General features: G+C 70.7%; 20 protein-coding genes. 12 read left to right on the top strand and 8 right to left on the bottom strand.

Going from position 1 to position 24,162, the window contains the following annotated elements; genetic code table 11:
* Nucleotides 1-74 precede the first annotated feature (74 nt).
* The 4 genes from LCN96_RS06865 (at nucleotide 75) to LCN96_RS06850 (ending at nucleotide 4,186) form a co-directional block, all read left to right on the top strand.
* Entirely contained in the window at nucleotides 75-815 is a 741-nt protein-coding gene (locus LCN96_RS06865; RefSeq protein ID WP_225271731.1) for a GntR family transcriptional regulator, read from the top strand.
* Between the two features lie 152 nt (nucleotides 816-967).
* Complete coding sequence (locus LCN96_RS06860; RefSeq protein WP_397351947.1) at nucleotides 968-2,287, top strand: PTS transporter subunit EIIC; 1,320 nt, start codon at nucleotides 968-970, stop codon at nucleotides 2,285-2,287.
* An 80-nt stretch (nucleotides 2,288-2,367) separates the two neighbouring features.
* A complete protein-coding gene (locus LCN96_RS06855; protein WP_225271730.1) occupies nucleotides 2,368-3,651 on the top strand; it encodes a PTS transporter subunit EIIC in 1,284 nt (427 codons plus the stop codon).
* A 166-nt stretch (nucleotides 3,652-3,817) separates the two neighbouring features.
* Nucleotides 3,818-4,186, top strand: coding sequence for an Rv3235 family protein (locus LCN96_RS06850; protein WP_225271729.1), 369 nt, complete (start codon nucleotides 3,818-3,820; stop codon nucleotides 4,184-4,186).
* 119 nt (nucleotides 4,187-4,305) lie between these two features.
* Here the strand turns inward: LCN96_RS06850 and secA are convergent, their stop codons facing one another.
* Entirely contained in the window at nucleotides 4,306-7,095 is a 2,790-nt protein-coding gene (gene secA, locus LCN96_RS06845; RefSeq protein WP_225271728.1) for a preprotein translocase subunit SecA, read from the bottom strand.
* Between the two features lie 224 nt (nucleotides 7,096-7,319).
* On the opposite strand from secA, the gene LCN96_RS06840 reads away from it, so the two are divergent.
* Together LCN96_RS06840 and LCN96_RS06835 are read left to right on the top strand one after the other, a co-directional pair.
* The gene (locus LCN96_RS06840) at nucleotides 7,320-7,580 is read left to right on the top strand and encodes an HGxxPAAW family protein (RefSeq protein WP_225271727.1); all 261 of its coding nucleotides are present in this window, start codon (nucleotides 7,320-7,322) and stop codon (nucleotides 7,578-7,580) included.
* A gap of 203 nt (nucleotides 7,581-7,783) precedes the next feature.
* Nucleotides 7,784-9,010, top strand: a complete 1,227-nt coding sequence (locus tag LCN96_RS06835) for a winged helix-turn-helix domain-containing protein (protein WP_225271726.1) — start codon at nucleotides 7,784-7,786, stop codon at nucleotides 9,008-9,010.
* Between the two features lie 217 nt (nucleotides 9,011-9,227).
* Here the strand turns inward: LCN96_RS06835 and LCN96_RS06830 are convergent, their stop codons facing one another.
* From LCN96_RS06830 to mtrA, 6 genes are all read right to left on the bottom strand, one after another.
* Entirely contained in the window at nucleotides 9,228-9,926 is a 699-nt protein-coding gene (locus LCN96_RS06830) for a response regulator (RefSeq protein ID WP_225271725.1), read from the bottom strand.
* A 217-nt stretch (nucleotides 9,927-10,143) separates the two neighbouring features.
* A complete protein-coding gene (gene hpf / locus LCN96_RS06825; RefSeq protein WP_225271724.1) occupies nucleotides 10,144-10,812 on the bottom strand; it encodes a ribosome hibernation-promoting factor, HPF/YfiA family in 669 nt (222 codons plus the stop codon).
* Between the two features lie 627 nt (nucleotides 10,813-11,439).
* Nucleotides 11,440-12,120, bottom strand: a complete 681-nt coding sequence (locus LCN96_RS06820) for a ComF family protein (RefSeq protein ID WP_225271723.1) — start codon at nucleotides 12,118-12,120, stop codon at nucleotides 11,440-11,442.
* Between the two features lie 60 nt (nucleotides 12,121-12,180).
* Nucleotides 12,181-13,911 carry an LpqB family beta-propeller domain-containing protein gene (locus LCN96_RS06815; RefSeq protein WP_225271722.1) on the bottom strand — a complete coding sequence of 577 codons (1,731 nt, stop codon included), beginning with the start codon at nucleotides 13,909-13,911 and terminating at the stop codon, nucleotides 12,181-12,183.
* Nucleotides 13,898-15,646, bottom strand: a complete 1,749-nt coding sequence (gene mtrB / locus LCN96_RS06810; protein WP_225271721.1) for an MtrAB system histidine kinase MtrB — start codon at nucleotides 15,644-15,646, stop codon at nucleotides 13,898-13,900. The genes LCN96_RS06815 and mtrB overlap by 14 nt, the downstream gene beginning before the upstream one ends.
* 18 nt (nucleotides 15,647-15,664) lie before the next feature.
* A complete protein-coding gene (gene mtrA, locus LCN96_RS06805) occupies nucleotides 15,665-16,342 on the bottom strand; it encodes an MtrAB system response regulator MtrA (RefSeq protein ID WP_043620615.1) in 678 nt (225 codons plus the stop codon).
* A gap of 527 nt (nucleotides 16,343-16,869) precedes the next feature.
* Here mtrA and LCN96_RS06800 point away from each other — a divergent pair.
* From LCN96_RS06800 to LCN96_RS06780, 5 genes are read left to right on the top strand one after another with little or no spacing between them, the layout of a single operon-like run.
* Entirely contained in the window at nucleotides 16,870-17,904 is a 1,035-nt protein-coding gene (locus LCN96_RS06800) for a glycerophosphoryl diester phosphodiesterase membrane domain-containing protein (RefSeq protein WP_225271720.1), read from the top strand.
* Nucleotides 17,901-18,533 carry a DUF4129 domain-containing protein gene (locus LCN96_RS06795; protein WP_225271719.1) on the top strand — a complete coding sequence of 211 codons (633 nt, stop codon included), beginning with the start codon at nucleotides 17,901-17,903 and terminating at the stop codon, nucleotides 18,531-18,533. Before LCN96_RS06800 ends, LCN96_RS06795 begins: the two co-directional genes overlap by 4 nt.
* Nucleotides 18,530-19,708 carry a DUF4350 domain-containing protein gene (locus LCN96_RS06790; RefSeq protein WP_225271718.1) on the top strand — a complete coding sequence of 393 codons (1,179 nt, stop codon included), beginning with the start codon at nucleotides 18,530-18,532 and terminating at the stop codon, nucleotides 19,706-19,708. Before LCN96_RS06795 ends, LCN96_RS06790 begins: the two co-directional genes overlap by 4 nt.
* Complete coding sequence (locus LCN96_RS06785; RefSeq protein ID WP_225271717.1) at nucleotides 19,698-20,681, top strand: AAA family ATPase; 984 nt, start codon at nucleotides 19,698-19,700, stop codon at nucleotides 20,679-20,681. Before LCN96_RS06790 ends, LCN96_RS06785 begins: the two co-directional genes overlap by 11 nt.
* A 28-nt stretch (nucleotides 20,682-20,709) precedes the next feature.
* Nucleotides 20,710-22,083: a DUF58 domain-containing protein gene (locus tag LCN96_RS06780; RefSeq protein ID WP_225271716.1), complete on the top strand. Its 1,374-nt coding sequence runs from the start codon at nucleotides 20,710-20,712 to the stop codon at nucleotides 22,081-22,083.
* A gap of 17 nt (nucleotides 22,084-22,100) precedes the next feature.
* On the opposite strand, the gene LCN96_RS06775 is transcribed toward LCN96_RS06780, so the two are convergent.
* A complete protein-coding gene (locus LCN96_RS06775) occupies nucleotides 22,101-23,093 on the bottom strand; it encodes a stage II sporulation protein M (RefSeq protein WP_225271715.1) in 993 nt (330 codons plus the stop codon).
* A 51-nt stretch (nucleotides 23,094-23,144) separates the two neighbouring features.
* On the opposite strand from LCN96_RS06775, the gene LCN96_RS06770 reads away from it, so the two are divergent.
* Nucleotides 23,145-24,149 carry an RDD family protein gene (locus tag LCN96_RS06770; protein ID WP_225271714.1) on the top strand — a complete coding sequence of 335 codons (1,005 nt, stop codon included), beginning with the start codon at nucleotides 23,145-23,147 and terminating at the stop codon, nucleotides 24,147-24,149.
* The last annotated feature ends 13 nt before the right edge of the window (nucleotides 24,150-24,162 follow it).

Raw genomic sequence — 24,162 nt, 5'->3', positions numbered from 1 at the left:
GACATGTGGTCTAGTCCGGACTAGACCAGTACGAACCATAGCCCATTGCCCAGGTAGAGACGAGGGGAGGATCCGTGGCGCACATCGATCCGGACAGCCCGGTGCCCAAGTACTTCCAGCTTCGCGAGATCCTGCTGGACCTCATCGACAGCGACGAGCTCAGCATCGGGGCGGCCATCCCGTCCGAGCGGGAGCTCTGCCAGCGCTTCGGCCTGTCCAGGATGACCGTACGGCAGGCCGTGGACCACCTCGTGTCCGAGGGCCGCCTGCATCGCGTGCCCGGCAAGGGCACGTTCGTCGCCCGGCCGAAGATCGAGCTGGCGCTGCAGCTCACGTCGTTCACCGACGACATGCGGGCGCGGGGCATGATCCCCGGCTCGCGCGACCTCGACCGCCGCATCGTGCGGGCCAGCGCGCACCTGGCCAAGGAGCTGGGGATCCAGCCGGGCGAGGAGGTGCACTTCATCGAGCGCCTGCGTACGGCCGACGGCGAGCCGCTGTCCATCGAACGGGCCCACATCCCGGTCAAGCTCGCCCCCGACCTTGCCGATCACGACTTGTCGGAAAAATCGCTATATGAGCTGCTGGAGCGGCGCTACGGGCTCGTCATGGACGCCGGGGAGCTGACCATCGACGGCGGCATCGCCGACCCCAGCGACGCCGACCTGCTGAAGCTGCCGCGTGGCGGGGCCGTGCTGCTGCTGCAACGCCGGTCGTTCTCCGGTGGGGTCTGCGCCGAGCTGGGCGTGTCCACCTACCGGGCCGACCGCTACCAGCTGCGTACCAGCCTGGAAATGCCCAGCCGGCGTGGCTGACCCCCACCCCGACGCCCACCGGGCGCGGCTCTTGAGTCGCGCCCCGATCGCCGCCAGACTCGGCCGACGAGCCGCCGCGTCCGGCGCCTCATGACTCCTGGCACTTCCACGCCTTGGAGGAACGCCCGGTGAACGAGCATGTGAACGAGCATGTGAACGAAACCCCCTCCGCCACCGCCCGGCCCTCGCCGTTCGCTCGCGTGATGACCGTGCTTCAGCGGCTGGGCCGCTCCCTCATGCTGCCCATCGCCGCGCTCCCCGCGGCCGCCCTGCTGCAACGCTTCGGCCAGCCCGACATGCTCGGCTCCAACGGCGCGGAGCCGGGCGGCCTGGCCGACGTCGCGGGAATGGCGTGGATGAACGAGGTCGCCGCCGTGCTGGCCGCCGCCGGGGCCGCCCTGTTCGACAACCTGCCGCTGCTGTTCGCCGTGGGGGTGGCGATCGGCTTCGCGCGCAAGTCCGACGGCTCCACCGCGCTGGCCGCCGTGGTCGGCTACCTCGTCTTCGACCGGGTGACCAAGGTCATGTTCTTCGGCTCGGACATCAGGGACACCGTCGCCGTCAAGGTGGTCGAGGCCCAGGGCATCAAGGAGATCGTCGACAACGGCATCCAGAACCCCACCAAGGTGCTCGGCGGCATCGTCATCGGCCTGGTCACCGCGCTCCTGTGGCAGCGTTTCCACCGCATCAAGCTGCCGTCCTGGCTGGCCTTCTTCGGCGGCCGGCGCTTCGTGCCCATCATCACCTCCATCGTGGCCCTGCTGCTGGGCGTGCTCTTCGGCTGGCTCTGGCCGGTGATCGGCGAGTGGATCCGCCACGCGGGCGAGGCCCTGGCCGCCATCGGCCCGATCGGCACCGGCATCTACGGCCTGATCAACCGCCTGCTCATCCCGCTCGGCCTGCACCACTTCGTCAACTCCGTGGTCTGGTACGTGGTGCCGCAGTGCGACGTCGGCGGCCAGGTGCTCGGCGGCGACTGGAACTGCTACTTCGGCGGCGCTCCCCACTCCGGCCAGTTCATGGCGGGCTTCTTCCCCGTCATGATGTTCGCGCTGCCGGCCGCCGCGCTGGCCATGTGGCGCGCGGCCCCCGCACACCGGCGGGCCACCGTGGGCGGCATCATGCTGTCGGCGGCGCTGGCCTCGTTCGTCACCGGGATCACCGAGCCGATCGAGTTCGCCTTCATCTTCGTGGCGCCGCTGCTGCTGGTCGTGCACGCGATCCTGACGGGCCTGGCGATGGCGCTGACCACGCTGATCGGCGGGCAGCTCGGCTTCGGCTTCTCCGCCGGGCTGCTCGACCTGCTGCTGAACGCCAGCAAGTCGAACACCGAGAACCTGACCGGCATCCTGATCCTGGGCGTGATCTACGGCCTGGTCTACTACGTCGTGTTCACGTTCCTCATCCGCAAGCTGAACATCATGACGCCGGGCCGCGAACCCGAGCCCGACCTCGACTCGGGCGAGACCTAGCGCGGTTCGGCGAGATCCCCCGCGGGGTAGTAACCCCACCGGACCCCCACGCCGGCACTCACGTGGGGGTGACCACGGCCATGCAGCACCCGGCCCCGCCCCGGTCCGGGCTACCGTCGTGGGCGGCGCTCTTCGCCGTCCTGCAACGCATCGGCCGCTCCCTGATGATGCCCATCGCCGTGCTCCCCGCCGCCGGGCTCCTCTACCGCTTCGGCCAGGACGACCTGCTCGGCGCGGACGGACTCGGCGGCGCGCTCCCCTGGCTCCTGCCGGTGGCCAGGGTGATGGCGGCGGCGGGCGGCGCCCTGTTCGACAACCTGCCGCTGCTGTTCGCCGTGGGGGTGGCGATCGGCTTCGCGCGCAAGTCCGACGGCTCCACCGCGCTGGCGGCCCTGGTCGGCTACCTCGTCTTCGACCACGTGACCAAGACGCTCTTCTTCGAGGCGGGCAGCGGCGCCGTCTATGCCAAGGTCTCGACGACCCTCCGGAACGGCACCCCCGCGCTCGACCTGGCCGCCCCGAACCCCACCGGCGTCCTGGGCGGCATCCTCATCGGCCTCACCGCCGCGCTCCTCTGGCAACGCTTCCACCGCGTCAAGCTGCCGTCCTGGCTGGCCTTCTTCGGCGGCCGGCGCTCGGTCCCGATCATCACCGCCGTGGCGGCCCTGCTCCTGGGCGTGCTGTTCGGCCTCCTGTGGCGCCCGGTGGGCGACTGGCTGGAGCAGGCGGGCGACTGGCTCTCCGCCCACGGCACGGCCGGCACCGGCATCTACGGCGTGGCCAACCGCCTGCTCATCCCCATCGGTCTGCACCACTTCCTCAACACGATCGTCTGGTTCACGGTCCCCGCGTGCCACGCGGGCGTGGACGGCGCCACCCGGGACGCGGCGGGCGACCTGAACTGCTACTTCGCCGGGGAGCAGGGCGCGGGCGTCTTCATGACCGGCTTCTTCCCCGTCATGATGTTCGGCCTGCTGGGAGCCGCGCTGGCGATGTGGCGCGCCGCCCCGCCGGAGCGCAGGAAGGCGGTCGGCGGCATCCTGCTGTCGGCCGCACTGACGGCCTTCGTCACGGGCATCACCGAGCCCCTGGAGTTCGCCTTCATCTTCGTCGCCCCCGCCCTCTTCGCCACCCACGCGCTGCTGACCGGCGTGTCCATGGCCGTGCTGGCCGAGCTGGGCGCCCGCCTGGGCTTCACGTTCTCGGGCGGCGCCATCGACCTGCTGCTGAACGCCAGCAAGTCCAACACGCACGGCCTGGGCCTGATCATCGGGTTCGGCGTGGCGTACCTGGTGGTCTACTACACCCTGTTCACGCTGCTGATCCGCTGGCTCGACCTGCCCACTCCGGGCCGCGAGCCGTAACCCCGCGATTCATCCATCCCAAAGGCCCGCGCCCGCACCAGCTTTTCCCTACAAACCCGGACCAGCTACAGCCACGGGCCCGCAAGTTGGCGTGCTTCGTATTCTTGGGCCGGACCGAAAACTCCTTTTATCGACTCTTTCTTTTATGTCGAGAATCGGAGATGCCATGTCCGCGGAGACCGATGGCGCGCTGGCCCTGACCCCGATGACCTGGGGAGCCCCGGGTGCTCAACCCGACGAGCGCAAGCTGCGCCACCTGACCCAGGCCCTGGCAGAGGTGCTGGCCGGCCGCCGCCCGCCGCAGATCCTGGCCGACCGGCTCACCGGCCGCGCCTACCAGGCCCTGGTACGGGCCGGCCAGATGATCCATGCCAGCCGCCCGCCGTTCACCGGCAGCGTGCACCTGAAGCAGCCACAGGACGGCGCCATCGAGATGTGCGCCCTGGTCCACTGCGGCGACCGCAACCACGTGCTCGCGCTGCGCCTGGAACGGCACGGCCATCAATGGTTGGTCACCGATTTCGAGACGGCCTGAGCCTGACCCGGCTTCGAGGCGGCGTGAGCCTGACCCGGCTTCGAGACGGCGTGAGCTTGGCGAAACCGCCAGACCCCCGCCTCCGGGAGAATCGGAAGCGGGGGCCTGGGAAGGTCAGGTCAGGCGGCGTTCTTCGGGTCGCCGTGGCAGCGCTTGTACTTCTTGCCCGACCCGCACGGGCAGGGCGCGTTGCGCTCCACGTTGCCGTACGCCGCCCGCTCGGCCTGAGTCGTGCGGACGCGGACGTGCTCGACCTCGCCCTGCTCGCCGGGGGCGGAGTACTCCAGCTCGGCCGGCCGCTCGGGGCCGCGCAGCCCGCGCGCGATGATCGAGCGGGTCTCCGCGATGGCCGCGTCCTCCTCCTCGACGATCGGGTTCTCCTGCACCTCCACTTCGAGGTTGAACAGGAAGCCGACCGAGTCCTCCTTGATGCCCTCCAGCATCGCGTTGAACATCTCGAAGCCCTCGCGGGCGTACTCGATCTTCGGGTCCTTCTGCGCGTAGGCCCGCATGCCGATGCCCTCGCGCAGGTAGTCCATCTCGTAGAGGTGCTCGCGCCACTTGCGGTCGAGCACCGAGAGGATCACCCGGCGCTCCAGGTCGCGCATGGTCTCCGGGCCGAACTCCGCCTCGCGCCGGTCGTAGGCGGCCAGCGCGTCAGCCTTGATCTTCTCGCTGATGAGCTCGGCGGACAGGTCCTCGCGGCCGCCGGCCTCCTCGACGAGGTCGTCGATCCGGACCGTGACGGGGTAGAGCTCCCCGAACGCCTTCCACAGCTTCTCGAGGTCCCACTCCTCGGCGAAGCCCTCGGCCGTGGCGCCCTGGACGTAACCCTCGATGACCTCGCCGATGAAGCCGCGCACCTGCTCGTGCAGGTCGGCGCCCTCCAGCACGCGGTGGCGCTCGGCGTAGATGACCTTGCGCTGGCGGTCCATGACCTCGTCGTACTTCAGAACTTCCTTGCGGATCTCGAAGTTCTGCTGCTCGACCTGGTGCTGCGCGGAGGCGATCGCCTTGGAGACGATGCCGGACTCGATCGGCTGGTCGTCGGGGATCTGCAGCCTGGTCATGATCATCTCGACCCTGGCCGAGTTGAACAGGCGCATCAGGTCGTCGCCGAGCGAGAGATAGAAGCGCGACTCGCCGGGGTCGCCCTGACGGCCGGAACGGCCGCGCAGCTGGTTGTCGATGCGGCGCGACTCGTGGCGCTCGGTGCCCAGGACGTACAGGCCGCCCAGCTCCGTCACCTCGTCGTGCTCGGCCTTGACCGCCGCCCTGGCCTTCTCCAGCGCCTCGGGGTAGGCCTTCTCGTACTCCTCCGGCGTCTCGACCGGGTCGAGCCCGCGCTGGCGCAGCTCCAGGTCGGCGCGGAACTCGGAGTTGCCGCCGAGCATGATGTCGGTGCCTCGGCCGGCCATGTTGGTGGCGACGGTGACGGCGCCCTTGCGGCCCGCCTCGGCGATGATCGACGCCTCGCGCGCGTGGTTCTTCGCGTTGAGCACCTCGTGCGGCACGCCGCGCCGCTTGAGCGCCTTGGACAGCCGCTCGGACTTCTCCACCGAGGTGGTGCCGACGAGCACCGGCTGACCGGCCTCGTAGCGCTCCTTGATGTCCTGCACCACCGCGTCGAACTTGGCGTCCTCGGTCTTGTAGACCACGTCCGGCTGGTCCTTGCGGATCATCGGGCGGTTGGTCGGGATCGGGACGACGCCCAGCTTGTAGGTCTGGTGGAACTCGTTGGCCTCGGTGGCGGCCGTACCGGTCATGCCGGCCAGCTTGCCGTAGAGACGGAAGTAGTTCTGCAGGGTGACCGTGGCGAGAGTCTGGTTCTCGTCCTTGATCTTCACGCCCTCTTTGGCCTCGATGGCCTGGTGCATGCCCTCGTTGTAGCGACGGCCGTGCAGGATGCGGCCGGTGAACTCGTCGACGATCAGGACCTCGCCGTCGGCGACGATGTAGTCCTTGTCCTTCTTGAACAGCTCCTTGGCCTTGAGCGCGTTGTTCAGGAAGCCGACGAGGTGGGTGTGCTCCGGCTTGTAGAGGTTGTCGATGCCGAGCCAGTCCTCGACCTTCTCGACGCCGGCCTCCAGGATGCCGACCGTGCGCTTCTTCTCGTCGACGATGTAGTCGCCGGTGCTCTCCTCGCCCGGGTTCTTCGCCTCGACGCCCCTGCGCAGGCGGGGCACGATCTTGGCGAACTCCTGGTACCACTTGCCCGACTGCTCGCCGGGGCCGGAGATGATCAGCGGCGTGCGGGCCTCGTCGATCAGGATCGAGTCGACCTCGTCGACGATCGCGAAGAAGTGGCCGCGCTGCACGCACTCGTCGAGCGACCAGGCCATGTTGTCGCGCAGGTAGTCGAAGCCGAACTCGTTGTTCGTGCCGTACGTGATGTCGGCCTCGTACTGCCTGCGGCGCTCGTCGGGCTGCTGGCCGGCGATGATGCAGCCGACCTCCAGGCCGAGGAAGCGGTGCACGCGGCCCATGGTCTCGGCGTCACGCTTGGCCAGGTAGTCGTTGACCGTGATGACGTGCACGCCCTTGCCGGCGATGGCGTTGAGATAGGACGGCAACGTACAGGTCAGCGTCTTGCCCTCACCGGTCTTCATCTCGGAGATGTTGCCGAGATGGAGGTTGGCACCGCCCATGATCTGCACGTCGTAGGGCCGCTGGCCGAGCACGCGGCGGGCCGCCTCGCGCACGGTCGCGAACGCCTCGGGAAGCAGATCGTCCAGGCTTTCGCCGTCGGCATAGCGCTGCTTGAACTCGTCCGTCAGCGCACGCAACTCCGCGTCGGACAGGCTCGTGAAGTCGTCCTCGATGGAGTTGACCTGGTCTGCGATCCGCTTGAGCTTGCGCAGGATCTTGCCTTCGCCGGCACGTAGGATCTTGTCGAGAATGGCTGCCACTTTATGTAAAGCTCCTCGCAGGTCTACCCCGGCGGCGCCGCCAGGAGGAGAGGCCGAGACAAACTTCCCCGTTAGCCATCGTAGGCGGTTCCGCAACCAGACACAGCCACCGTGACGACGAGGGCGCAGAACCCGTCTGGGAGAATGGGGGCAAGGCAGAGGGTATGCCGGTGGAGAGCCGGCTCGCACCAATAGCGGGAAATCCGGCAAAGGAAGGATTTGTCATGGTTGAGGGGAAGAAGTCGGAGCATACGGAGAATCTCGGCAGCCACGGCGGGCGGGCGTCCTCGTGGCTCGCGGTGACGGTGATGCTCGTGGGCACCGTCGTGGCCGGCTTCGGGATGACGGCCGCGAACTGGACGCTCATCTGGATCGGTGCCGGGCTGTTCGTCGTCGGCGGCATCCTGGCCCTCGTCTTCGACATCTTCACCGACGTCGTGATCGACGCTCCGCGGGTGGGCATGCGCGCCGAGGATCACCGCTGAGTCACAGCTGACCCACGCTTCTACGGCGGGCGCCCCGCATGGGGCGGCCCGCCGTTCGCGTGCCGGGGTTCGAGCGGTGGCGAGGGCGTGTCGCGGCCCGCGAGCGCCCGTTCCCGGTCAGGGCCCCCTCTCCGGCGCCGGGACGATTCTGTCGGTCCCCCTCGCTAGATTGCTCGCATGCATCGCCATCCGAAGGCGCGGGCATGACCGGCGTGACTGGCGTGACCGACCTGACCCCCGACGAAGCCCGCCGGATCGTCCTGCGCGCGCAGGGCCTCGTCGGCGCCGACGCCCGCAAGGGCGGCGTGCACGCCATGCTGCGCAGGCTCGGCGCCGTCCAGCTCGACACGATCTCGGTCCTGGCCCGCTCCCACGAGCTGGTCGCCTACGCCCGCCTCGGCGCGGTGGGCCGCCGCAAGGTCGAGCGCGCCTACTGGCACGACCCCGCGCAGAGCTTCGAGTACTGGTGCCACGCCGCCTGCATCCTGCCCATCGAGCACTGGCCCCTCTACTCCTTCCGCCGCCGCGCCTACCGCGAGCGGCGCTACCGGTGGCACGAGGTGCCCGACAATGTGGACAAGCTGCTCGACCAGGTCCGCGAGTCGGGCCCGCTGACGACCTCCGACGTGGGCGGCGCCAAGAACGGCGGCCCGTGGTGGGACTGGTCCGACTCCAAGATCGGCCTTGAGTGGCTGCTCGACATCGGCGAGCTGGTGTGCACCCGCCGCGTCGGCTGGCGCCGCGTCTACGACCTGGCCGAGCGCGTGGTCCCCGCCGGCCTCCTGGCCGACGACCTGTCCGACGAGGAGTGCATCGTACGGCTGGCGGGCGTGGCCGGGCGCGCCCTGGGCGTGGCCAACCGCACCGACCTCCTCGACTTCCTCCGCCTCAAGGGCCGCTACGCGGCGATCCTCGACGAGGTGCTGCTCAGCGGCGCGGCGGGCCTGGTGCCCGTGACCGTCGCCGGCTGGCCGGGCAAGCAGGGCCTGGCCAACGCCTGGGCGGCCCCCGAGGGCCTGGCGTCCGAGCCGCGTGGCCGCCACCGCACCACGCTGGTGTCGCCGTTCGACTCGCTCATCTGGCACCGTGAGCGCACCAGGCGGGTGTTCGGCTTCACCTACACGCTGGAGCTCTACGTCCCCAAGCACAAGCGCGTACATGGCTACTTCACGATGCCGGTGCTGGCCGGCGGGCGCCTGATCGGCCGCGTCGACCCGGCGCGCGAGGGCTCCACCCTGGTGGCCAGGCAGCTCAGCCTGGAGCCCGGCCTCTCGCCCGCCAAGTGGGCCGACGCCATGAGCGAGGCGCTGTGGTCGGCGGCGGAGTGGGTGGGGTGCGACGCCGTACGCGTCGAACGCGCCGACTCCCCTGAGCTCCTGTCCGCCCTGACCGCCACCCCCGTATCCCGGACGCCGGCGGACGGGAGCTGACCCACCTCCCGCCCCCCGACCACGCCCCAAGCCCGCGCCCGAGCCCGCGTCCAAGCTCGCGTCCGAACGGAGCCCGCGCCCGAGCCCGGCACACGGTCGGCTCGGGCGGGCGCTCCCGGGCGATCGGGCCGGTCCGGGCAGGGCGGCGCTGAGGCGGGCAAGCGCGGCCGGCGGAGGAGCACGCAGCGACGCGCGGACCGCAGCGAGACGGAAGAGATCAGGTGATCTCGAGCATCCGCTCCCGAACCGCGTACACCACAGCCTCCATCCGCGAATGCAACTGCAGCTTGTCGAGAATGTTGCGCACGTGATTCTTCACAGTGTTCTCGGAGATGAACAACTGCTTGGCGATCTCCCGGTTGTTCATGCCCTTGGCCACCAGCCGCAGCACCTCCATCTCCCGGTCGGTCAACCGGGGCACAGGAAGCTGAGGCGGACGCTCGCCCTTCTCACGGCTCATGTTGGCGAACTCGCTGATGAGCTTCGCCGCCATCGCCGGATTGATCAGCGACTGGCCCTCGTGCACACCGCGCACCGCGGCGGGGACGTCGTTGATCTGGACGTCCTTCAGCAGGTAGCCGGTGGCTCCCGCCTTGATGGCCTCGAAGAGATCCTCTTCCTCGTCGCTCACCGTCAGCATGATGATGCGGGTGCTCGGGACCGAGGCCTTGATGCCCTTCGTCGCCTCGATCCCGTCCTGCCTGGGCATGCGTACGTCCATGAGCGCGACGTCAGGCATGAGGCGATCGGCCAGTTCGACCGCCTCCTGCCCGTCGCTCGCCTCACCGACCACCTCGATGTCAGGCTCGGCAGCCAGCGCCAGCGCCAGGCTCCGCCGGATCAGCTCGTGATCGTCGACGATCAGCACGCGGATCGGCTCGCTCGCCTGCGCGCGGGTCTCGCCGGACTCGGTCACGAAGCCTCCCCGGAGAGGCTCGTGACGACCAGCCTCGTGACGGCGGGCCTGATGACGGCCTGCCTCGCGCCTGCCATTGCCTCGCTTCGCTCGCTCATCCCTACCTGACTGAGCTCGCTCACGTCTCCTCCTCGTCGGGGGGCCAGAGCCGTTCGAACCGCCATGATGGCACGTACCCGCGGTTCTCGGGTGGTCGAGAAGATCTTTCAGCGCGCGATCAGGGCTCTACGAGCCGCAACACGCCGTAGTTGTAGCCGCGTCTGTTGTAGACGACGCACGGCTGGCCGCTCTCCTTGTCACGGAACAGGTAGAAATCGTGGCCGACCAGCTCCATCTCCAGGAGGGCCTGGTCGATGGTCATGGGCTCGGCGCGGTGGAACTTCTCGCGGACGATGAGCGGGCCGTCGCCGTCCATCTCGATGGGGACGATGTCGTCGTAGAGCTGGTCGCTCTTCTGCTGCAGCTCGTCCTCGTCTGGCTCGGCCTGCTTGGGGACGTCGGGCTGCTTGCGGGGCGCCAGGTCGGCGGCGTCAGGGAGCGTCGCGGTGATCTCCGCCACCGAAGGCGGGCAGTGGTTGCCGTGGTGGACCTTGCGCCGGTCGGACAGCCTTCTCAGGCGGCCTTCCAGCTTGTCGAGGGCTAGATCGAGGGCTGCGAATCGGTCGTCGGCCGAGGCCTCGGCGCGGATGGCCGGCCCTCGGGAGTGAATGGTGAGCTCGACGCGCTCGCGCTGTCCGGCGAGGCGAGGATTACGCTCCTTCGACACCTCCACATCAACTCGGATGAGTTTGTTGTCCAGACGTTCGATCCTGGCCAGCTTGGTCGTCACGTGGTCGCGGAACCGATCACTCACTCCTGTGTGCCGGCCCTTGACGATGATGTCCATGCAACAGCCCCCCTTCGGTCTAACGACTGAGCAAGAGCGCCCGACGAGGTGCACGTCGGACGGGGTGTGCTGGCTGCCTTTCTGTCACGGTTACCCACTTCCGACGCTGCGTCACCGGGAACTCTGAAGGCACCCGCCCGGCCGACCTGGTCTTCGACCCCACATCCGCCTGCTGAGGATTTCGCAGCTCTGTCGCCACTACTGCCCTTCTCTTCTGGCGGGGGACATCTGGACCCCCGGGAAGGCAGGACTTACCCCTAAGCCGCACCGTGATCGGTCGACAAAGAGTCGCCTTACGTGGACCGTTTTGCCTGCGGCTGGCATCGGCTAGCAGAGCCGGGGACCCCGACCCTGCGCAACCACGGACCCGAACGGGTGCCATGTAGGAACGCTATCCGCATCCAGCACGAATGTCAGCCTGAGGCTCGGCAGGAGGATCACCGTCCGTGATGCCGAGCCGGTGGGAAAGCGCCTTCCGATGCCCCGTTTAACCGATCGGCAACCCTTATGCGTACGGGGCTCCCGCCACCCGAGCAGCGGGGCTGCCGGTCTAGGGAAAGTGACATGTGACCTCCGGGTTAGGATCCTGATTTGGATCTTTCTTTACCGAACGTGACCATGAAGAATTCAAGATCTTCGGCGTGTCGCGCCGACGGTCGCGGCCAGCGGTACGGCGATCCCCGCAGCGTGCAGGGCCCTGGCCGCCTCGGCGAGGGTGGCGCCGGTCGTCACGATGTCGTCCAGAAGCAGCGCACCGGCCGCTGGAGGGCCTTTCGCCGCCGGGACGACCTGGAGTGACCCTGCGAGGTTGACGGCTCTCAGAGAGCGACTCAGACCCGCCTGATCGGCCACCCGCCTGCACTGCCCCAGCCCCGCCCACGGCTCGGCGTCCAGCCCGAGCGCCCGCAGCCGGGCGGCGACCAGCACCGCCAGCCTGCCCACCGGGTCGTGACCCCGGCCCCGCACACTCCGGCGCGCACTCGGCACCGGCACGACGGCGAACCGGCCACCGCCCCACCCGCCCGCCTCCCCCATGGCGGTCAGCACCGTCCGGGTCACCGCCTCGGCCAGCACCCCGGCCAGCGCGACGGCTCCCCGCTCCTTGTACGCCACGATCATCCTGCGCACCGCCCCCTCGTACGGCGCCGCCGACCAGCAGTCCGGCAGCCCGCGCGGACGCGGCACCGGGACGCGCCGGGCGGGCGAGGCGGTCAGGGCGTCGAAGCACCGCGGGCAGCAGCACGCCCCCTTGGCGCCACAGCCCGCACAGGCAGGAGGAAGGACCAGGTCCAGGACGGCGTTCAGCACGCGCCCCAGGATGCCGGGAGCCACCGACAGTTCCCGCTCAGGACCCGGCGGCGGGGCGGCTCAGCCCAGCGGGAACAGCGGCGTGCCCGCGTTGGATTCGATCTTGACGTCCCACGCCTGCTGGTCCAGGTTGAGCGCCATCAGCTTGGTCCCGCCCTGGGTCACGACATCGGCCAGCACCTGGTCCTGGAACGCCGCCACCGACTGCAGCCGGTCCTTCAGCGGCACCCCCACGGTCTCCCCGTCCCCCACGTTGATCTCGTTGAGCGTCTGCCCGGCCGACGCCTGCACCAGCACGAGCAGGTTCTCGTCGTCCCGCCAGGCGATGTCGCGGATCTCGTTCTCGCTCTCGGTCGTGGTCAGGAACTGCAGGTTGCCCAGCTTCGTCCCGGCGCCCTCACCGGTCAGCGCGCCGATCTGGACGGTGTTCTCCCCGGTGGTCACGGCCACCCGCACGCCGTCCCTGGCGATCCTGAACTGCTTGACGTCCAGCTTGTCGAGCTCCTCGGGCACCTCGACGGGCTCCACCCGCGTCCTGGCCGGGTCGTACTTCAGCAGCACGCCGTTCTTTCCGTCGTAGGTCCACAGGGACCCGTCCCTGTTCCACGTGGGCGGCGTCAGGTCGGCGCCCTGGATGACCTCCTGCCAGACCCCTTCGGCCACCAGCCCGGCCACCGAGATGCCGGTCGAGGTCTTGGCCGCGATGAGCGGGTTGGGTCCGGCGGAGACGGCGAAGTGGCTGTAGCCCTCGCGCTGCTCGCCCGCCGCGCCCGCCACGGCGCCGCCCCGGCCGTCCTTGGTCAGGTAGTGCACCGCGCCCTTGTCGACGTAGTACGCGCTGTCGCCGACGTCGTCGTCCAGCCACTGGTCGTCGGAGTCCGGCCGGTCGACGGTGTACGCCTCCCCGTCCACGAGGATCTCGATGATGCGGCCCTTGGCCACCTCGTTCTTGTTGAGGCTGTTCCTGATCTGGCCTCTCAGGGTCTCCTCGGCGCTCAGGTCGAGGGTGTCGAGCGACCCGGAGAGGTTGATGATCACGCGGTCCTCGCCCGACCTGATCGACTCGATCTTGGTGTCGGACGGGAAGCTGGAGGTGACCGCGCCGCGCAGCGACTCGGTCGGGGGCTGGAGCAGGCGTTCGAGCACGGTCTGCGCGAAGGTCTCCGTCGTGTTGAGCCGCAGGCGCACCTGGTCGACGACCAGCCGGTCCTGGGTGCTGCGGTTGACGTAGTACAGGTTCGTCGGCCGGTAGGCGCGCGCCACGTCGGACTCGGTGAGCAGGAGCCCCGGGGGCAGGCTGCTGACGCGGTACCCGTCGGGCATCTTGACCAGCTCGAAGGGCCGCTCCCACAGCCCGGCGGTCGGCTTGTAGGAGTCGTCCTCGTTGATGAGGGCCGCCATGTGCGCCTTGAAGGTGACCTTCATCGAGGTCTCGGACTCCCGGGGCGGGGGCACCGTCACCTCGTACGCGTCCTGGATCACCCGCACGGGCCCCGCGGCCGACCACTTGGCCCGCGCCTCGGCCGTCAGGTACCTGGCCAGGATCGACGGGTCGTCCTGGTAGGCCGCCATGGCGGCCTGCAGGCCCCTGATCGTGTCCTCGGCGCCCCACTGGGGCTGCGGCGGGATGGCGATCATGCGCTGGAACGGCTTGTTCAGCGGGTCGCCGCCGCCCTCGTCGTTGTTGACGGTGTACGGCCCCGTCACGGGGATCACGGTGCACCCCGAGCCGCCCGCGACCATCGCGGCCACGATCGCGAACGCCGTGGCCAGCCGCCTACTCCTCGTCATGCTCGGCCCCGTCCCCCGAAGCGGGCAGCAGGACGGGCGTCATCGCCGTCCGCCAGGTGCGGCGCATCTCGATCTCGGGCGGCACCAGCGACAGCGGCGAGCCCTTCAGGTCCACGCCCGCGTTCCGCGGCAGTGTGAGCCTGAACTGGGAGCCCTCCCCGGGTTGCCCCCACGCCTGCAGCCAGCCGCCGTGCAGGGTGGCGTCCTCGCGCGAGATGGCCAGGCCGAGCCCGGTGCCGCCGATGGTCCTGGCCCGCGACGGGTCGGCCCGCCAGAAGCGGTCGAAGACCATGGTGTCCTCGCCCGCCTTGAGCCCGATGCCGTGGTCGCGCACGGCGATGGCCACGGCGTCGCGGTCGGCGCCCACGGTGACCACGATGTCCCGGCCCTCGCCGTGCTCGATGGCGTTGAACAGCAGGTTGCGCAGGATCCGCTCGACCCGCCTGTTGTCGATCTCGGCCACGCACGGCTCGTTGGGCAGTCTCAGCTCGAAGCGGGTGCCGTGCCGCTCGGCCAGCGCCTCGGAGTCGCCGATCGCGCGCAGCACCACGTCGCGGATGTCCACCGGCTCCAGGTCGAGCGTGGCGGCGCCGGCGTCGTAGCGGCTGATCTCCAGCAGGTCGGCCAGCATCGACTCGAACCGCTCCAGCTGGGCCTGCATGAGCTCGGCCGAGCGGGCGGCCATCGGCTCGAAGTCCTCGCGGGCGTCGTAGAGCAGGTCGGCGGCCATGCGGACGGTCGTCAGCGGCGTGCGCAGCTCGTGCGAGACGTCGGAGACGAACTGCCGCTGCACCTGGGAGAGCTCCTCCAGCTGATGGATCTTGAGCGCCAGGTTGGCGGCCATCTCGTTGAAGCTGTTCGCCAGCCGGGCCAGGTCGTCCTCGCCGCGTACCTTGAGCCGCTCGTCCAGCCTGCCCGAGGCCAGCCGCTCGGCGGCCTGGCGAGCCAGGCGGACCGGCGTGACGACCTGCCGGGCGACGAGGTAGGCGATGGCTGCCAGCAGCAGCACGAGCCCGAGCCCCACCACGACGATGGCCAGCCGCACGTTGGACAGCAGCGCCTCTTCCTCGTCGAAGGGGAAGAAGTGGTAGACCTCGTAGGTGCGGCCGTTGGTGGTCAGGTGCACGATGCCGCCGACCACGTACGTCAGCCTGGGCTGGCTCTGGTCGTGAAACTTGATCACCTGGGTGAACCCGGTGACCTTCTCCCACTTGTACTCGCGGATGTTGCGTTGCAGCGTCATCCGGAGCGTGAGCGGCACGTTGGCGGGCAGCACGCTGCCGGAGGCCCGCGACTGGCCGGGGGTCGTCTCGTTGAGTATCAGCACCTCGTAGCGCTTCTCCGAGCCGTTCTCGCCCGAGCCGGTGATGGTGTCCATGACCTCGTCGAGCAGGTTGCCCGAGAGCGGCTCACCACCGGCGGCCTGCTTGGCGGGGTCGTCGGTCTCCGGTGTCAGCGCGTCGGCGATCTGCAGCCGGTCGGCGAACGCCTCGCTGGCGGCGGAGCGCTGGCTGCTGTCGACGACCGACTTGTTGATCTGCCCGAACAGGAACGTGCCGAGCACCACCACCACGATCACGGAGATCACCAGCGTGCTGGTGACCACCTGGAGCTGGAGCGAGCGCCGCCAGACGCTGCGGGTCCTGCCCGCCGCACGCCGAACCCGCCGGCGGACGCCGCCGAGTATCTGGCGGAACGTCCGTCTGCGGGTTCGCTTCTTCTTCGTCGGGGGCACGGCGGGGCGGGGCGAGGGTTAGGCGGGACCGGCTTTGTAGCCCACGCCGCGGACCGTCACGACGATCTCGGGGTGCTCGGGGTCCTTCTCGATCTTGGCCCTGAGCCGCTGCACGTGCACGTTGACCAGCCGCGTGTCGGCGGCGTGCCGGTAGCCCCAGACCTGCTCCAGCAGGACCTCGCGGGTGAACACCTGGCGCGGCTTGCGGGCCAGGGCCACCAGCAGGTCGAACTCCAGCGGCGTGAGGTTGATCGTCTCCTCGCCGCGCTTGACCGAGTGGCCGGCCACGTCGATCGTGATGTCGCCGATCTGGAGGATCTCGGGGGTGGGCTCGTCGGTACGGCGCAGCCGCGCCCGCACCCTGGCCACCAGCTCCTTCGGCTTGAACGGCTTGACGATGTAGTCGTCGGCGCCCGACTCCAGGCCGAGCACGACGTCGATCGTGTCGCTCTTGGCGGTGAGCATGACGATCGGAACCCCCGACTCAGCCCTGATCCTGCGCGCGACGTCGATGCCGTCGGCCCCCGGCAGCATCAGGTCGAGCAGCACCAGGTCCGGGCGTGTATCCCGGAACGCGTCGAGGGCCTTGTCGCCATCGGAGACAAAGGACGGCTCGAAGCCTTCCCCTCGCAGCACGATCCCCAGCATCTCGGCGAGAGCGGCGTCGTCGTCGACGACCAGCACGCGACCTTTCATGGCCCCTCATTCGTTCTACGCATTGTGGGACATACCCGCACGATCGCTGAAGGTTACCCTTGGTTGACCCGTGAGTGTGACCTGAGCCCTGCAAAAGGCGAATTTTAGGCCCGCCCCCGCGACCGCAATCTCAGTCTGCGGTAACAGAGCGACTTTCGGCCATCCCTCGACGCGAACCTTGCCCCGATTCCTCCGTGAATGCGGGCAAGATGAGGGGGCGAATCCTCTCCGTGACACCAATGCCTCGCCCAGCGTGCCAGGATTGGGATATGTCAGACGGTCACGGTCCCACGCCCGAGACGCCATCAGGCTGGTCGGCCGAACAGCCCCCGCCCTACAGCGCCCCGCCGGCCTCCCCGTGGACCGCGCCCGGCGGGCGACAGCAGGCGCCCGGTGGAGAGCAGAGCGGCCAGCCGTACGGGCTCCCCGCGCAGCAGCCTTCACAGCCACCGCAGCAGGCCCCTTACGCACCCGCACCACAAACACCATATCCGCCTTATCCGCAACAACAGCCGGGATACGGCTATATGCCGCCACCGGCGCTCCGGCCGGGCATCATCCCGCTGCGCCCGCTGGGTCTCGGCGACATTCTGGACGGCACGATCAAGCTGATCCGGTCGAATCCGAAGGCCGTGCTCGGCCTGTCGGCCGTGGCCGCCCTGCTGGCCTCCGTGCCGCTGGCCATCGGCCAGGCGTTCCTGCTCGACGCCATGCCCAGCCCGCTCGACGACCCCGAGAGCTTCGCCTCCGCCGAGGGCGACCTCTACAGCGTCTCCGGCATCGTCGGCCAGTACGCCGGCACGCTGATCTCCTACGCGATCTCGTTCGTCGTCGTCACGCTGCTGACCGGCGTGCTGACCCGCATCCTCGGCCGGGCCGTCTTCGGCGGCAACATCACCGCGGGCGAGGCCTGGCAGCTCGTCAAGGGCCGGGTGCCCGCGCTGTTCGGCGTGGTGGGCATGATGGCCGCGATCATGGTGGTGCCGCTGATCGTCTTCGCGCTGCTCATGGTGGCGATCGCGATGAACGCCTCCGGCGCCGCCTCCCTCGGCTGGATCGCCGGGCTGACGATCCTGTTCATCGTCGTCTACCTCGCCTACTACCTGTTCTTCCGGACCCGCTTCGCCTTCGCCGCCCCGGCCGTGGTGCTGGAGGGCCGCGGTCCCGTCGAGGCGATGCGCCGCTCGTGGCACCTGGTGAGCGGCGACTTCTGGCGGGTGTTCGGCATCATGCTGCTCACCTCGGTCCTCGTCGGGCTGGTGGCGAGCCTGCTGACGATGCCGTTCACGCTGGCGGGCACGCTGTTCGGGATGTTCGGCGCCAGCTCGCTGGCCACGACGATCGTGACGGCCGTGCTGATCGCGATCGGCGGCACGCTCGGCTCGATGTTCACCTACCCGTTCGAGGCCGGCGTCGCCGGCCTGCTCTACGCCGACCGGCGGATGCGCAGCGAGGCGTTCGACCTCGTGCTGCAGACGGCGGCCATCGAGCAGCAGCGGCAGGGCTGGGTGCACGCCTCGGCCGACGAGCTGTGGCACCCGTCCAACTCCGCCGGGTCGTGACCCCGATCGACAGGGGGGAGGCCGCGAGCAAGGCCGCGGAGGAGCTCCTCAAGCCGGAGTACGCCAAGGAAGCGCTGTTCGACCGGATCTACCGGTACGTCTCGCAGTTCCTCGGCGACCTCCTCGACGCGACGGGCGACGGCGGCTCGGCGGGCGGCGTCATCGCGGCGATCGTGATCACGCTGATCCTCCTCGGGCTGGTCGCGCTGATCGCGTGGCGGCTGCGCAAGTCGGCCCGCCGGCACGCGCTCGCGCCCGGCGCGCTGTTCGGCGCGCGGACGCTGACCGCGGCGGAGCACCGGCAGGCGGCCGAGCGGCTGGCCATGGAGGGCCGCTGGAGCGAGGCCGTCCAGGAGCGGCTCCGGGCCATCGCTCGTGACCTGGAGGAACGCGCGCTGGTCGACGGCATGCCCGGGCGCACGGCCGACGAGCTGGCCGCCGAGGCGGCGCTGTCGCTGCCCGCGTTCGCGCAGGAACTCGCGGCGGCGGCCCGCTCGTTCGACGACGTGACGTACGGCGGGGTGCCGGGGACACGGGAGGCGTACGAGACGATGACCAGCCTCGACGAGCGCCTGCGCGAGGCCAGGCCGGTGCCGCTCGTTCCCGCCGCGGGTGAGGGCGGGGCATGAGCGTCGCCACTCCCCAGTCACCTCCGGGGCAGTCCCGCCCGACCTCCCCCACCGCCCGCTCCACCTGGCGTTCCAGCCGCATGGTCCTGCTCCTGGGCGGCATCGTCGTGCTCGTCGCCGTGCTGGGCGTGCTGCTCGGCCCCGAGCGGGTGCCCGAGCGGCACCTCGACCCCGACGACACCTCGCTGGCCGGCTCCCGGGCGCTGGCCGAGTTACTGCGCGACAGGGGCGTCACCGTCGACCGGGTGGACTCCGTCGAGGCCGCCGCCGCCAAGGCCGCCACGGGCGACCGGGTGCTGCTGATCACCGACACCACGTTCTTCGACGAGCTGAGCCTGGCCAGGATCGCCGGCGACCGCCTGGTCGTCGGCGACGTCTTCGGCCTGGAGGCCCTGGCCCCCGGCGTGCGCGTGGAGCCGATCGGCGGGCGGGTGCGCTCGCGCGAGCCCGAGTGCGGGCTGCCCGCCGCCACCGCCGCGGGCAGCGCGTTCCTGGGCGGCATGGCGCTGCGCGGCCCCGCGGGCTCGGCCGCCTGCTACCCCACGGGTGACGGGCACGCCCTGGTCAGGTTCCCGTACGCGAACGGCGTCATCACCGTCGTCGGCGACGGCGACTTCATGACCAACCAGCGCCTGGCCGAGGACGGCAACGCGGCGCTGGCGCTCAACCTGATCGGCACGGGCAAGCCCGTCACCTGGCTGGTGCGCCCGCAGACGCCGCCCCCGCTCGACCTGCCGGGCGAGCGCGGCCAGTCGATGTACGACCTGATGCCGGACAACATCCGCTGGACCGTCTACATGGCGATCGTCGCCGTGGCCGTGGCCGGGTTCTGGCGCGGCCGGCGGCTGGGGCCGGTGGTGACGGAGAAGCTGCCCGTCATCGTCAGGGCCGCCGAGACCGTCGAGGGCCGCGGCCGGCTCTACCGGGCCAGGCGCGCCAGGGAACGCGCGGCCGACGCGCTGCGCGCGGGCACGATCGACCGGCTCACCCCGAGGCTGGGGCTGGCGTCCGGAGCGGGCCGGCAGGAGATCGTCTCGGCGCTCGCCGCCCGTACGGGACAGGATGCGCAGCAGGTGGGCGCCGCGCTCTACGGCCCGCCGCCGGCGGACGACGCGGGGCTCGTCGCGCTCGCCGGATATCTGGACTTCATGGAGAGGCAGATCAGTGAACTCTGATGAGACATACCGCGTGCCGGCCGACAACGGCGACTCGGCCAGGGAGGCGCTCGGCGCGCTGCGGGCCGAGGTGGCCAAGGCCGTGGTCGGCCAGGACGCGGTGGTGACGGGGCTGGTCATCGCGTTGTTGTGCAGGGGGCACGTGCTGCTCGAAGGCGTGCCGGGCGTGGCCAAGACGCTGATGGTGCGGACACTCTCCTCGGCGCTGACGCTGGACTTCAAGCGGGTGCAGTTCACGCCGGACCTGATGCCGGGTGACGTGACCGGGTCGTTGATCTACGACGCGAAGACCGCGGAGTTCGAGTTCCGCGAGGGGCCCGTGTTCACGAACCTGCTGCTCGCCGACGAGATCAACCGCACGCCGCCCAAGACGCAGGCGGCGCTGCTGGAGGCGATGGAGGAGCGGCAGGTCAGCGTGGAGGGCTCGGCCCGCGAGCTGCCCGACCCGTTCGTGGTGTGCGCGACGCAGAACCCCGTCGAGTACGAGGGCACCTACCAGCTCCCCGAGGCCCAGCTCGACCGGTTCCTGCTCAAGCTGACGGTGCCGCTGCCGCCGCGCGAGCAGGAGATCTCCGTGCTCGACCGGCACGCCCGCGGCTTCGACCCGCGCGACCTGTCGGAGATCAAGGCCGTCGCCTCGGCCGCGGACCTGGCCGCCGGGCGCGAGGCCGCCGCCAGGGTGCACGTGGCGCCCGAGGTGCTCGGCTACATCGTGGACGTGGCCCGCGCCACCAGGAGCTCCCCGTCGCTGCAGCTCGGCGTCTCCCCGCGCGGCGCCACGGCGCTGCTGGCGGCGGCGCGGGCGTGGGCGTGGCTGTCCGGGCGGCCCTACGTCACCCCCGACGACGTCAAGGCGCTGGCCAGGCCCGCGCTGCGGCACCGCGTGCAGTTGCGGCCCGAGGCGGAGCTGGAGGGCGCGACCGCCGACGGCCTGCTCGACGGCATCCTGGCCTCGGTCCCGGTCCCGCGTTGACGGCCGCTACGGGAAGCGTGGTGCGGGAATGGCTCTGACGGGACGTGCCGGGCTGGTCGCGGCGATCGGGATCCTCGTGGTGTTGTTCGCACCGCAGCCCGGCGCCGCGCTGGCCGGGGTCTGCCTGCTGCTGGCCGCAGGGATCGTGGTGGACCTGGTGTTCGCGGGCAGCGTGCGGCCGCTGCGCCTCCACCGCTCCGGCGACACGCTGGTCAGGCTCGGCCAGGAGGCCACGGTGGAGCTGGTGGTCGAGAACCCCGGCGGCAGGCGCGTGCGCGGCCTGCTGCGGGACGCCTGGCCGCCCTCCGCCGGGGTGCGGCCCCGGGTGGCCGAGCTGGACGTCCCGGCCGGCGAACGCCGCAAGCTCGTCGTCATGCTCGCCCCGACCAGGCGCGGCGACCGCTCCTCCGTGGCGATCACGGTGCGCTCGGTCGGCCCGCTGGGCCTGGCCGCCCGCCAGGGCAACCACCAGGCGCCGTGGACCGTGCGGGTGCTGCCGCCGTTCCTGTCGCGCAAGCACCTGCCCTCCCGGCTGGCCCGGCTGCGCGAGCTCGACGGGCAGCACCCGGCGCTGGTGCGCGGGCAGGGCACCGAGTTCGACTCGCTGCGCGAGTACGTGGTGGGCGACGACGTGCGCTCCATCGACTGGCGGGCCACCGCGCGCCGCCACGACGTCGTGGTGCGCACCTGGCGGCCGGAACGCGACCGCCGCGTGCTGATCGTGCTCGACACCGGCCGCACCTCGGCCGGGCGGGTGGGCGCCGCGCCGATCCCCATGGCCGGGGCCGAGGCGGGCGGCGGCGGGCTGTTCCTACGGCCCGACCCCCGGCCCGCGCCCGGCTGGCCGCGCCTCGACTGGTCGATGGACGCCGCCCTGCTGCTGGCCGCGCTGGCCGCCAGGGCCGGTGACCAGGTGGACTTCCTGGCCTACGACCGCGCCGTACGCGCCTGGGTGAGCGGGGCCTCCCGCACCGAGCTGCTGTCGTCGCTGGTCAACGTGATGGCGCCGATCGAGGCGGAGCTGATCGAGGCCGACTCCCAGGGCATGGTGGCCGCCATCCTGTCGCGGGCCAAGCGGCGCTGCCTGGTCGTGCTGCTCACGGACCTGAACGGGGCGGCCATGGACGAGGGCCTGATGCCGGTCCTGCCGCAGCTCTCCTCCCGGCACCTGGTGCTGGTGGCCGGGGTGTCCGACCCGTCGGTGGCGGCCATGGCGGGCCGCCGCGGGTCGGCCGACGAGGTGTACGACGCGGCGGCGGCCGAGCAGGCCCAGCTGGGGCGCCGGCGCATCACCGCCCGGCTGCGGCGGCACGGGGTCGAGGTCGTGGACGCGCCGCCGGAGGACTTCGCGCCCGCGCTGGCGGACGCGTACCTGGCGCTGAAGGCGGCGGGCCGGCTCTAGACCCGCCTGGCGGCGGGTCAGGCCGTGGGCGCCACGTCCGGGGCCCGCTCGATGTCGCCCGTCTCGTTGTCGCGCAGCGCCCGGCGGCCGAAGATGATCACGTACGCCAGGAAGATCACCTCGGCGAGCACCCCGATGCCCACCCGCACCCACGTGGGCAGCCCGGACGGCGTCACGAACGCCTCGATCAGCCCCGACGCGAACAGCACCACGACCAGCCCCATGGCCACGCTCATCACCGCCCGCCCCTGCTCGGCCAGCGCCTCGATGCGCCTGCGCGGCCCCGGGTCGACGACCGTCCAGCCCAGGCGCAGGCCCACGGCCGCCGCCAGGAAGATCGCGGTCAGCTCCAGCAGGCCGTGCGGCAGGATCAGGCCGAAGAAGATGTCCAGCTTGTCCCTGGAGGCCATCAGGCCGCCGGAGACGGCCACGTTCTCGGCGTTGGCGTAGAGCGCGTACGGGATCGGCAGGCCCAGCACCACCGCGTACATGATCATCTGGGCCGCCACCCACGCGTTGTTCGTCCACACCCGGCTGGCGAAGGAGGCGGCCGGATGCTCGGAGTAGTAGTCGGCGAAGTCCTCGTTGACGAGCTTGGTGATCTCGTCGGGGCTGGCGATCGAGGCCTGCACGTCCGGGTTGGCCGCCACCCAGGCGCCCATCACCCACGCCACCACCAGGAACGCGACCGAGACCGCCAGCCACCACCACCGCGCCCGGTAGGCCACCACGGGGAACGACACCGTGAAGAAGCGCGTCGCCTCCCGCCAGGCAGGAGTGTGCGCGCCCGTCACGGCGGACCTGGCCCTGGCCACCAGCGCCGACAGGCGGCCGACCAGCGCCGGGTCCTTGGCCGACGAGCGGACCATGGACAGGTGCGTGGCCACCCGCTGATACAGCTCCACCAGCTCGTCCACCTCGGTGCCGGTCAGCGAGGAGCGGTGCTTGACCAGGTGGTCGAGCCGGTCCCACACGGGGCGGTGTGCTGTGACGAACGCATCGATGTCCACCCGAACATTCTGGCCGCTCGATCACCCGTACATAGCCGTTAGGCTCCACATATGTCGGAGGTTGTGACCGGCGACGCGGTCGTCGTCGAAGTGCGGGTGGCCCAGATGCCCTCGCGAGCCCTGGCGATCATCATCGACATGGCCGTGCAGTTCACCGTCCTGGTCGCCGCCTACGCCCTGTTAGGAGCGTTCGCGGCCATCACGGACTCCGCCATGTTCGGTGCCGTCATGATCGTGCTGGTCGTGCTGGTGCTGGTCGGCTACCCGGTCATCTTCGAGACCCTGAGCAGGGGCCGCAGCCTCGGCAAGCTGGCGCTCGGGCTCCGGGTGGTCGGCGACGACGGCAGCCCCGAGCGCTTCAGGCAGGCGCTGTTCCGGGGGCTGGCCGGGGTCCTGGAGTTCTGGATGTTCTCGGGGGCGCCGGCGCTGATCGCGTCGCTCGTCTCGCAGCGGGGCAAGCGGCTCGGTGACGTCTTCGCCGGCACGATCGTGATCTCCGAGCGCGCGCCGCGCGAGTCGGGGCAGGTCATCGTGATGCCGCCGCAGCTCGCGGGCTGGGCCACCGCGCTGGAGCTGTCCCAGCTGCCCGACGAGGTGGCGCAGGCCGCCCGGCAGTACCTGACGCGCTGGCACGACCTCACGCCGCAGGTGCAGCACGAGATGGGGATGCGCATCGCGACCCAGGTGTCGGCCTTCGTCTCGCCGGCCGCTCCGGGCGGGGTGCCGCCGCACGCGTACCTGAGCGCCGTCCTGGCGGAGCGGCGGCGGCGGGAGCAGGTGCGGTTCGCGCAGCGCCTGGGCAACGGGCAACCGCAGCAGGGCCCGTACGCGCCGCAGCCGCCGTACGCACAGCAGCAGCTGCCCCATCCGCGACCGGCACCGCCCGCGCAACCCGGTCCCTACCGCCAGCAGCCCCCGCCACCGGCGCCGTTCGCGCCTCCGCCTGGGCCTCCATCTGGGCCTCCGTCTGGGCCTCTGTCTGGGCCGCCACTCGGGCCGCCGCCCGCGCCGGAGCCGCCGAAGGCGACTCCGGGCGGGTTCGCGCCGCCTCAGTGAGCCGGAGCCGTCA

The organism is Nonomuraea gerenzanensis, assembly GCF_020215645.1.
GTDB classification, from domain to species: domain Bacteria; phylum Actinomycetota; class Actinomycetes; order Streptosporangiales; family Streptosporangiaceae; genus Nonomuraea; species Nonomuraea gerenzanensis.
This window is presented reverse-complemented; position numbering and strand designations above follow the sequence as displayed.

Excerpts from the sequence above, each read along its gene's own strand:
- LCN96_RS06770 (WP_225271714.1), top strand. The coding sequence starts at position 23,145 with ATGTCGGAGGTTGTGACCGGCGACGCGGTCGTCGTCGAAGTGCGGGTG.
- LCN96_RS06840 (WP_225271727.1), top strand. The coding sequence starts at position 7,320 with ATGGTTGAGGGGAAGAAGTCGGAGCATACGGAGAATCTCGGCAGCCAC.
- LCN96_RS06850 (WP_225271729.1), top strand. The coding sequence starts at position 3,818 with ATGTCCGCGGAGACCGATGGCGCGCTGGCCCTGACCCCGATGACCTGG.
- LCN96_RS06855 (WP_225271730.1), top strand. The coding sequence starts at position 2,368 with ATGCAGCACCCGGCCCCGCCCCGGTCCGGGCTACCGTCGTGGGCGGCG.
- mtrA (WP_043620615.1), bottom strand. The coding sequence starts at position 16,342 with ATGAAAGGTCGCGTGCTGGTCGTCGACGACGACGCCGCTCTCGCCGAG.
- LCN96_RS06815 (WP_225271722.1), bottom strand. The coding sequence starts at position 13,911 with ATGACGAGGAGTAGGCGGCTGGCCACGGCGTTCGCGATCGTGGCCGCG.
- LCN96_RS06835 (WP_225271726.1), top strand. The coding sequence starts at position 7,784 with ATGACCGGCGTGACTGGCGTGACCGACCTGACCCCCGACGAAGCCCGC.
- LCN96_RS06800 (WP_225271720.1), top strand. The coding sequence starts at position 16,870 with ATGCCGCCACCGGCGCTCCGGCCGGGCATCATCCCGCTGCGCCCGCTG.
- hpf (WP_225271724.1), bottom strand. The coding sequence starts at position 10,812 with ATGGACATCATCGTCAAGGGCCGGCACACAGGAGTGAGTGATCGGTTC.
- LCN96_RS06780 (WP_225271716.1), top strand. The coding sequence starts at position 20,710 with ATGGCTCTGACGGGACGTGCCGGGCTGGTCGCGGCGATCGGGATCCTC.
- LCN96_RS06790 (WP_225271718.1), top strand. The coding sequence starts at position 18,530 with ATGAGCGTCGCCACTCCCCAGTCACCTCCGGGGCAGTCCCGCCCGACC.